This window comes from Aquimarina sp. AWH4_224 (genome assembly GCF_056160245.1).
On the sequence record NZ_JBSWWU010000063.1, the window covers coordinates 1 to 410 of the forward strand.

General features: G+C 31.2%; 1 protein-coding gene. It reads right to left on the minus strand.

Going from position 1 to position 410, the window contains the following annotated elements; translation table 11 throughout:
- Positions 1-42: 42 nt before the first annotated feature.
- Positions 43-303 (minus strand): hypothetical protein, encoded by a 261-nt coding sequence (locus tag ACXAGJ_RS24705; RefSeq protein WP_474843861.1) that lies wholly within the window; start codon positions 301-303, stop codon positions 43-45.
- Positions 304-410 lie beyond the last annotated feature (107 nt).

A 410-nucleotide genomic window follows, 5' to 3' on the forward strand; every position in this document is an offset into this window, starting at 1 on the left:
AAACCATTATCAATTTCATTATTCATATCACAAATTTAGTATCTAACTTTTTTTATTAATAAGCTTATCTTCATCATTGATTAACAGTCCTCTTCCTATCTTTCTAAAAAAGCCATTCAAACCATCAATCACATAGATATTTTCTTCAGCATCAGCATACAGCACAACATTACCTTCTTCATCCAAAATTTCATAAGCAATCTCAGGGTTTTCTGCAATACTACCCATAAAAGATGTAGTATCCTCTATTTCCATATGATCTATCCCTGTGGCATCTAATCCATCTAATCGGTGTAATTCCATAATTGTTTCATTTTTCTAATCCTCCAATAGCAAATACTTGTTTTTTTGACCAAATCATAAACCCTTTTGTCTTAATGTAACTCCGTTTCCCAATCTTCAAACTTTGG

What these genes read in the sequence shown, in the direction of transcription:
- ACXAGJ_RS24705 (WP_474843861.1), bottom strand. Translation starts at nt 303, where the DNA reads ATGGAATTACACCGATTAGATGGATTAGATGCCACAGGGATAGATCAT.